This window comes from Ramlibacter sp. (genome assembly GCF_035706265.1).
GTDB lineage: Bacteria > Pseudomonadota > Gammaproteobacteria > Burkholderiales > Burkholderiaceae_C > Ramlibacter.
In genome coordinates this window covers 1-8,122 of sequence record NZ_DASSVG010000222.1, presented here as the reverse complement: position 1 = coordinate 8,122, position 8,122 = coordinate 1, and the positions used below count along the sequence as shown (strand labels likewise).

9 protein-coding genes and 2 pseudogenes are annotated in these 8,122 nt (G+C 69.1%); all 11 read left to right on the top strand.

Features of this window, described 5'->3' with window-relative positions; genetic code table 11:
• Window positions 1-405: pseudogene (locus tag VFM98_RS08420) on the top strand (monooxygenase); the annotation flags it as partial.
• A 28-nt stretch (window positions 406-433) separates the two neighbouring features.
• Window positions 434-1,420, top strand: a complete 987-nt coding sequence (locus VFM98_RS08415) for a tripartite tricarboxylate transporter substrate binding protein (RefSeq protein ID WP_325109463.1) — start codon at window positions 434-436, stop codon at window positions 1,418-1,420.
• 187 nt (window positions 1,421-1,607) lie between these two features.
• On the top strand, window positions 1,608-2,069 hold the full coding sequence (gene hpaR / locus VFM98_RS08410; RefSeq protein ID WP_414708999.1) for a homoprotocatechuate degradation operon regulator HpaR: 462 nt from the start codon (window positions 1,608-1,610) through the stop codon (window positions 2,067-2,069).
• Window positions 2,066-2,689, top strand: a complete 624-nt coding sequence (locus tag VFM98_RS08405; RefSeq protein ID WP_325109462.1) for a fumarylacetoacetate hydrolase family protein — start codon at window positions 2,066-2,068, stop codon at window positions 2,687-2,689. Before hpaR ends, VFM98_RS08405 begins: the two co-directional genes overlap by 4 nt.
• Complete coding sequence (locus VFM98_RS08400) at window positions 2,686-3,435, top strand: fumarylacetoacetate hydrolase family protein (protein ID WP_325109461.1); 750 nt, start codon at window positions 2,686-2,688, stop codon at window positions 3,433-3,435. The genes VFM98_RS08405 and VFM98_RS08400 overlap by 4 nt, the downstream gene beginning before the upstream one ends.
• A 1-nt stretch (window position 3,436) precedes the next feature.
• The gene (gene hpaE / locus VFM98_RS08395) at window positions 3,437-4,894 is read left to right on the top strand and encodes a 5-carboxymethyl-2-hydroxymuconate semialdehyde dehydrogenase (RefSeq protein WP_325109460.1); all 1,458 of its coding nucleotides are present in this window, start codon (window positions 3,437-3,439) and stop codon (window positions 4,892-4,894) included.
• Window positions 4,895-4,990: 96 nt separating this feature from the next.
• Window positions 4,991-5,917, top strand: coding sequence for a 3,4-dihydroxyphenylacetate 2,3-dioxygenase (gene hpaD, locus VFM98_RS08390; protein ID WP_325109459.1), 927 nt, complete (start codon window positions 4,991-4,993; stop codon window positions 5,915-5,917).
• 2 nt (window positions 5,918-5,919) lie between these two features.
• Window positions 5,920-6,324 carry a 5-carboxymethyl-2-hydroxymuconate Delta-isomerase gene (locus VFM98_RS08385; RefSeq protein ID WP_325109458.1) on the top strand — a complete coding sequence of 135 codons (405 nt, stop codon included), beginning with the start codon at window positions 5,920-5,922 and terminating at the stop codon, window positions 6,322-6,324.
• 8 nt (window positions 6,325-6,332) lie between these two features.
• Entirely contained in the window at window positions 6,333-7,133 is an 801-nt protein-coding gene (gene hpaH, locus VFM98_RS08380; protein WP_325109457.1) for a 2-oxo-hept-4-ene-1,7-dioate hydratase, read from the top strand.
• Between the two features lie 11 nt (window positions 7,134-7,144).
• On the top strand, window positions 7,145-7,960 hold the full coding sequence (locus tag VFM98_RS08375) for an aldolase/citrate lyase family protein (protein WP_325109456.1): 816 nt from the start codon (window positions 7,145-7,147) through the stop codon (window positions 7,958-7,960).
• 22 nt (window positions 7,961-7,982) lie between these two features.
• Window positions 7,983-8,122: pseudogene (locus VFM98_RS08370) on the top strand (class II aldolase/adducin family protein); the annotation flags it as partial.

Below are 8,122 nucleotides of genomic sequence, written 5' to 3'. Positions count from 1 at the left end.
GGCCTGAACTTCGGCTACTTCTACGACCGCTCGCCGCTGATCGCGTACGACGGCGAGCCGCATCCCGCCTACACGATGGACCGCTTCACGCCTTCCACCGTGCCGGGCTGCCGCACGCCGCACCTGTGGCTGGACGACGGTCGTTCGCTCTACGACGCCATGGGCACCGGCTACACCCTGCTGCGCTTCGACCCCGCGGTGTCCACCACGGCGCTGGAACAGGCGGCGCAGCGCCGCGGCGTGCCGCTGCAGGTGCTGGATGTCGTTTCGCGCGACGCGGCCGGCGTGTACAGGCACGCCCTGGTGCTGTCGCGGCCCGACCAGCACGTGGCCTGGCGCGGCGACGCCCTGCCGGCCGATGCACTCGGCCTGGTCGACCGCATCCGCGGCGCGCAGCAGAATTGATTCCACTACAAGACACAGGAGACAAGCCATGAACCGTCGAACCGTCCTGGCGCAGCTCGCCGCCGGCGTTGCAGTCACCGCCGCGCCCGGCCTCGTGCGCGCGCAAGCCGATCGCGCGATCACCATCGTCGTGCCTTATGCGCCGGCCGGCACCACCGACATGCTGGGACGCATGCTGGCGCAGCAGATGGCGCCGCTGCTCGGACGCACGATGGTCGTGGACAACAAGCCGGGCGCCGGCAGCGGCATCGGCGCGGCCTTCGTGGCGCGTGCGCCCGCGGACGGCCACACGCTGCTGGTGGCCACCAGCACCACGCTGGCGATCAACCCCTGGCTCTACAAGAAGCTTGCCTACGAGCCGCAGAAGGACTTCGCCCCGATCGGCCTGATCGGCGCGGTGCCGCTGCTGGTGGTGGTGAATCCCGCGCTGCCCGTGAAGAGCATCGCCGAACTCGTCACGCTGGCGAAGAGCCGGCCCAACGGGCTCAGCTACGGTTCGGCCGGCAACGGCAGCCCGCACCACCTGGCGGTGGAGATGTTCAAGGCCGCCACCGGCGCGAAACTGACCCACGTGCCCTACAAAGGCAGCGGGCCCGCGGTGACGGACCTGCTCGCCGGCCAGCTCGACCTGATGTTCAGCGACATCCCGCCGGCGATCCAGCACGTGAAGGCCGGCAAGCTGCGCGCCCTGGCGGTGACCTCGGCCAGGCGCCAGCCGGCGCTGCCCGAGGTGCCGACCATCGCGGAAAGCGGCGCGGCCGGCACGCGCAACTTCGAGGCGGTGGCCTGGCAAAGCCTGGTCGCGCCGGCCGGCACGCCGCGCGAGCTGGTCCAGAAGTACGCCGACGCGCTCGGCAAGGTGATGGCGCAGCCCGAACTGCGCGCGAAGCTGGAATCGGAAGGCTTCGAGCCGGCAGCCGCCGGCATGGGCCCGGACCGCCTGGCCGCGTACATCCGCAGCGAGACCGAGCGCTGGGGCCAGGTCATCCGCAGCGCGGGGGCGTCGGTGGACTGAAGCCCCTGCTGGGGTTTGCATTTGCGTAGGCTGGTGCTGAGCGCGGCCGAGGCGGCCAGCCTCGACCGCCGAAGCCCAGCGCTTTCGGCGCGCGCGAATCGCTGGGCTTTCGCTTCGCTCCAGCAACCAGCCTGCGAATACCCCTCCTGTCGGGGGTGCACTTGACGGCGTCGGCCAATCATTTAACATGTTAAATAACGCTGCCGACCCACCCGACGTGAGCCCCGCCTTCGCCCATCGCAACCTTCCGCGCCTGCTGCTGCAGGCGCGCGAATCGCTCATGGCGCGCACGCGGCCCAGCCTGCGCGAGCACGTCCTGTCGGACCAGCAGTGGCGCGTGCTGCGCGTGCTCGGCGAGCACGGCACGCTGGAGACGGGCCGGGTGGCGCGCGAGGCCACCATCCTCGGCCCCAGCCTCACGGGCGTGCTGGCCCGCATGGAGCGCGACGGCCTGATCCGGCGCGAGCGCGATCCCTCCGACCAGCGCCGCACGGTGGTGGAGGCCACGCCCAAGGGATTGAAGATGGTGGACCGGCTCTCGACGACCGTCGAGATGCACTACCAGTGGCTCGAGCAGTCGCTGGGCAAGCAGAAACTGACGCAGCTCTACGCGCTGCTGGACGAACTGATCGCACTGGAGCAGACATGAGCCTGGTGAAACGGGGCACGGTGTACGGCACCCTGCTGAACTTCCGCGGCGAGCTCGACGCGCTCGGGCCCAAGGTGAACGAGCCGCCTTACAAGGCGCCGCCGCAGGCGCCGGTGCTGTACGTGAAGCCGGCCAATACCTGGACGGAGAACGGCGGCACCATCGCCATCCCCGCCGGCTTCGAGGAGGTGGAGGTGGGCGCCACCGTCGCCATGGTGATGAAGTCGGCGCGCGAGGTCTTCGGCTACGTGCTGATGAACGACGTGCGGCTGCCGCACGAGAGCCTGTTCCGCCCGCCGGTGAAGTTCAATTGCCGCGACGGCTTCCTCGGCATCGGCGACCGCATCCGGGCCCGCAACGAGGCCGGCGATCCCGCGGTGTTCAAGCTCGAAGTGCGCGTCAACGGCGAGCTGAAGCAGACGGTGCGTTTCTCGCAGCTGCTGCGCCCGGCCGACAAGCTGCTGGCCGACGTGAGCGAGTTCATGACGCTGGGCGAAGGCGACATGCTGATGCTCGGCTGCGACGTCGGCCGGCCGCGGGTGCGCGCCGGCGACACCGTGGAAATCAAGATGCCGGCCCTCGGCACCCTCACCAACACCTTCGTCGCGGAGGCCGCATGAAGCGCGCGCGCGTGATCCACCAGGGCGTGCTGCACAACGCCATCGAACGCGACGGCCAGCTGCTGCTGGAAGACGGCACGCGGGTCTGGCAGGACCAGGTGACCTGGCTGCCGCCGCTGGCGCCGCTCGACCGGCCGCGCACGATCCTGGCGCTGGGCCTCAACTACGCCGACCACGCCAAGGAGCTGGCCTTCAAGGCGCCGGAGGAACCGCTGGTGTTCCTGAAAGGCGAGGGCGCGCTCAACGGCCACCGGCAGACCACCCGCCGCCCCGCCGGCGTGCAGTTCATGCACTACGAATGCGAGCTCGCGGTGGTGATCGGCAGGCAGGCGCGGAAGGTGCGCCGCGACGACGCCTACGACTTCGTCGCCGGCTACACCGTGGCGAACGACTACGCGATCCGCGACTACCTGGAGAACTGGTACCGCCCCAACCTGCGGGTGAAGAACCGCGACGGCGCGACGCCGCTCGGTCCCTGGCTGGTGGACCGCGAGGACATCGCCGACCCGATGGCGCTGGCGCTCAAGACCACCGTCAACGGCCATGTCACGCAGCAGGGCAACACGAAGGACATGATCTTCGGCATTCCCTGGCTGATCGAGTACTTCTCCAGCTTCATGACGCTGAACCCCGGCGACCTGATCCTCACCGGCACGCCCGACGGCGTGGTGGACTGCAAGGCGGGCGACGTCGTGGTCACCGAAATCGAGGGCGTCGGCGCCCTCATGAACACCATTACTTCCTGACATGCGCATCGACCACCTGATCGCCGGCAAGACCGTTGCCGGCCGCGAATATTTCGAGACCGTCAACCCGGCCACCCAGGAGGTGCTGGCCGAAGTCGCCTCCGGCGGCGAGGCGGAAGTGAACCAGGCCGTCGCGGCCGCCAAGGAGGCGTTCCCGAAGTGGGCCTCGCTGGCGGCGCCCGAGCGCGCCAAGCTCGTTCGCAAGCTCGGCGAGCTGATCGCGAAGAACGTGCCGGAGCTGGCCCAGACCGAAACCGACGACACCGGCCAGGTGATCGCCCAGACCGGCAAGCAGCTGGTGCCGCGCGCGGCCGACAACTTCACCTATTTCGCCGAGATGTGCGTGCGGGTGGACGGCCACACCTACCCGACGCCGACGCACCTGAACTACACGCTGTTCCATCCGGTCGGCGTGTGCGCGCTGATCTCGCCCTGGAACGTGCCGTTCATGACGGCCACCTGGAAGGTCGCGCCCTGCCTCGCCTTCGGCAACACCGCAGTGCTGAAGATGAGCGAGCTATCACCGCTGACCGCCTCCCGCCTCGGCGAGCTGGCGCTCGAAGCGGGCATTCCCGCCGGCGTGCTGAACATCGTGCACGGCTACGGCAAGCAGGCCGGCGAGCCGCTGGTGCGGCATCGCGACGTGCGCGCGATCTCCTTCACCGGCTCCACCGCCACCGGCAACCGCATCGTGAAGGAAGCGGGCCTGAAGAAGTTCAGCATGGAGCTGGGCGGCAAGTCGCCCTTCGTGGTCTTCGAGGACGCGGATTTCGAGCGCGCGCTCGACGCCGCCGTCTTCATGATCTTCTCCAACAATGGCGAGCGCTGCACCGCCGGCAGCCGCATCCTGGTGCAGAAGTCGATCTACGCGCAGTTCGCCGAGCGCTTCGCCGCCCGGGCGAAGAAGATCACGGTGGGCGACCCGCGCGACGAGAAGACCATCATCGGCCCGATGATCTCGCAGGGCCACCTGGCCAAGGTGCGCGGCTACATCGAGCTGGGGCAGAAGGAAGGCGCGACGCTGCTGTGCGGCGGCCTCGACGTGCCGCCGCTGCCGGGCCGGGTGAAGAAGGGCAACTACGTGGCGCCCACCGTGTTCGCCGACGTCGACAACCGCATGAAGATCGCGCAGGACGAGATCTTCGGCCCGGTCGCCTGCCTGATCCCCTTCGAGACCGAGGAGGATGCGATCCGCATCGCCAACGACATCGAGTACGGCCTGTCTTCGTACGTGTTCACCGAGAACGTGGGCCGCGCGCACCGCGTGGCCGCGGCGATCGAGGCCGGCATGTGCTTCGTCAACAGCCAGAACGTGCGCGACCTGCGCCAGCCCTTCGGCGGCACCAAGGCCTCGGGCACCGGCCGCGAGGGCGGCACCTGGAGCTACGAGGTGTTCCTGGAACCGAAGAACATCGCGGTCTCTCTGGGCTCGCACCCCATCCCGCACTGGGGTGCGTGATGGGGCGCGATCCCAGAGCTCCCGCGGGCGCATTGACGCTCCCCCCACCCCAACCCCTCCCCTCAAGGGGAGGGGCGTTCGAGTCCAGGAGATGGCATGGGTAAATTGGCTTTGGCGGCGAAGATCACGCACGTGCCGTCGATGTACCTCAGCGAGCTGCCGGGGCCGCGCCACGGCAGCCGGCAGGACGCGATCGCCGGCCACATGGAGATCGGGCGGCGCTGCCGCGAGCTGGGCGTGGACACCATCGTGGTGTTCGACACGCACTGGCTCGTCAACGCCAACTACCACGTCAACTGCGGCCGGCATTTCAAGGGCCTCTACACCAGCAACGAGCTGCCGCACTTCATCAGCAACATGGAATACGAGTTCCCGGGCAATCCGGAGCTCGGCCAACTGCTGGCGCGGGTGGCCAACGAATGGGGCGTGGAGACGCTGGCGCACGACCGCACGACCCTCGCGCCCGAATACGGCACGCTGGTTCCCATGCGCTACATGAACCAGGACCAGCACTTCAAGGTGATCTCGGTCTCGGCCCTGTGCCAGGCGCACTACCTGAACGACAGCGCCCGCCTGGGCTGGGCCCTGCGGCAGGCGGTGGAGGACCACTACGACGGCACGGTGGCCTTCTTCGCCTCCGGCTCGCTGTCGCACCGCTTCGCGCAGAACGGCCTGGCGCCCGAGTACGCCTTCCGCATCTGGAGCCCCTTCCTGGAGACGCTGGACCGCGAGGTGATCCGCCTGTGGCAGCACGGCGACTGGAAGACCTTCTGCGGCATGCTGCCGGAGTACGCCGCCAAGGGCCACGGCGAGGGATTCATGCACGACACGGCGATGCTGCTGGGCGCGCTGGGCTGGTCGGCCTACGAAGGCCAGGCCGAGGTCGTCACGCCCTACTTCGGCGCCTCGGGCACCGGGCAGATCAACGCGGTGTTCCCGGTGACGCCGGTGGCCGGCGACGCGATCCCGAAGGCGCAGGCCTCCTCGGCCGAGGGCTACACCAACGTCAACCAGCGGCTCTGAGCATGCCCCACTGCGTCATCCTCTACACACCCAACATCGAGCCGAAGACGGACCTCGGCGCGCTGTGCCGCAAGCTCGCCGACACCATGCTCACCGTCCGCGACGAGGCCGGCAAGCAGGTGTTCCCCACCGGGGGCGTGCGCGTGCTGGCCTATCCCGCCGCGCACTACGCGGTGGCCGACGGGAAGGGCGACTACGCCTTCGTGTACCTCAACGTGCGCATGGGCGCCGGCCGCAGCGCCGCGGTGCAGAAGGCCGCCGGCGACCGGCTGATGGAAGTCGCGAAGGAACACTTCGCGCCCATCTTCGAGCAGGCGCCGATCGGCATCACCCTGCAGATCGACGAGAGCCCCGGGCAGGTGTACGACGGCAAGCACAGCAGCCTGCATCCCCTCTTCAACAAGTAGGAAAGCGCGTGTTCGACAGCGAAACGATCCAGCGGCTGGCCCGCGAACTGCACGAGAGCGAACGCGCCCGCGTGCAGGTGGAGCACTTCTCCAAGCGCCATCCCGGCATGACCATCGAGGACGGCTACGCCGTCTCGCGCGCCTGGGTGGCGATGAAGATCGCCGAGGGCCGCCAGGTGCGCGGCCACAAGATCGGCCTCACCTCGCGCGCCATGCAGCAGTCCAGCCAGATCGACGAGCCGGACTACGGCACGCTGCTGGACGACATGTTCTTTGCGCCGGGCGCGATCCCCACCGAACGCTTCATCGCGCCGCGGGTGGAAGTGGAACTGGCGTTCATCCTCAAGGCGCCGCTGCAAGGCCCGGACGTCACGCCGGAGGAAGTGCTCGCCGCCACCGAATACGTGCAGCCGGCCATCGAGATCATCGACGCCCGCATCGAGCAGTTCGACCGCCACACCAGGGCGCCGCGCAGGGTCTTCGACACCATCAGCGACAACGCGGCCAACGCCGGCATCGTCCTGGGTGGCCGCAAGGCGCGGCCCGGCGAGGTGGACCTGCCCTGGGTGGGCGCCATCCTGCGCCAGAATGGCGTGGTGGAGGAGACGGGCCTGGCCGCTGGCGTGCAGGGCCATCCGGCGATCGGCGTGGCCTGGCTGGCGCGCAAGCTCGCGCCCTGGGGCGAGCGGCTGCAAGCCGGCGAGGTCGTGCTGGCCGGCTCCTTCACGCGGCCCGTGCCGGCGAAACGCGGCGACACGTTCGACGCCGACTACGGGCCGCTCGGCCGCTTCACTTTCACATTCAACTGAGGGCACACCCCATGCAAACCCCGGTCAACGCGTTCAAGAAGGCCCTGCGCGAAGGGCGCACCCAGGTCGGCCTGTGGTGCAGCCTGCTCGGGCCGCTGCCCACCGAGATCTGCGCCGCCGCCGGCTTCGACTGGCTGCTGCTCGACTCCGAGCACTCGCCCAACGACCTGCAGAACCTGATGATCCAGTCGCAGATCATCGCGGGCTACCCGGGCGTGCAAGGCGTGGCCCGCGTGCCCATGGGCCACGGCTACGTCGGCCAGGCGCTGATCAAGCAGTACCTCGACCTCGGCATCCAGACGCTGCTGGTGCCGATGGTGGACAACGCGCAGCAGGCCCGCGAACTGGTGCGCTGCCTGCGCTATCCGCCGGACGGCATCCGCGGCATGGCCGCCACCCGCGCCTCCGGCTGGGGCCGCAACGCCAACTACGCCAAGGAAGCGAACCGCGAGGTGTGCCTGCTGGTGCAGGTGGAGACGCAGGAGGGCGTGCGCAACGTCGACGCGATTGCCGACGTCGAGGGCGTGGACGGCGTGTTCATCGGCCCGGCAGACCTGTCGGCGGCCTTCGGCCACGTGGGCGACCCGTGGCATCCCGAGATGATGAAGATGCACGAGGACCTGTTCCGCCGCATCCAGGCCGCGGGCAAGTCCGTCGGCATCCTGACGCTCGACGAGGCGCTGGCCCGGACGCACATCGACATGGGCGCCGGCTTCATCGCCGTAGGCACCGACACCAACCTGGTGGTGAAGTCCACCAGCGCGCTGTCCGGCAAGTTCAAGGGCGGGGCGCAGGCGCAGCAACCCGCTGCCAAGGGCAACTACTGAAAAAGAAGAAGGAGCGCCGCCGATGAACGCCGTCCTGCAGCCGCGCGCGCCCGCCATGCACCCGGACGAATGGTCCGCCCGGGTCCAACTCGCTGCGGCCTACCGCATCTTCGACATGCTCGGCTGGACCGAGATGATCTACAACCACATCACCGTGCGGCT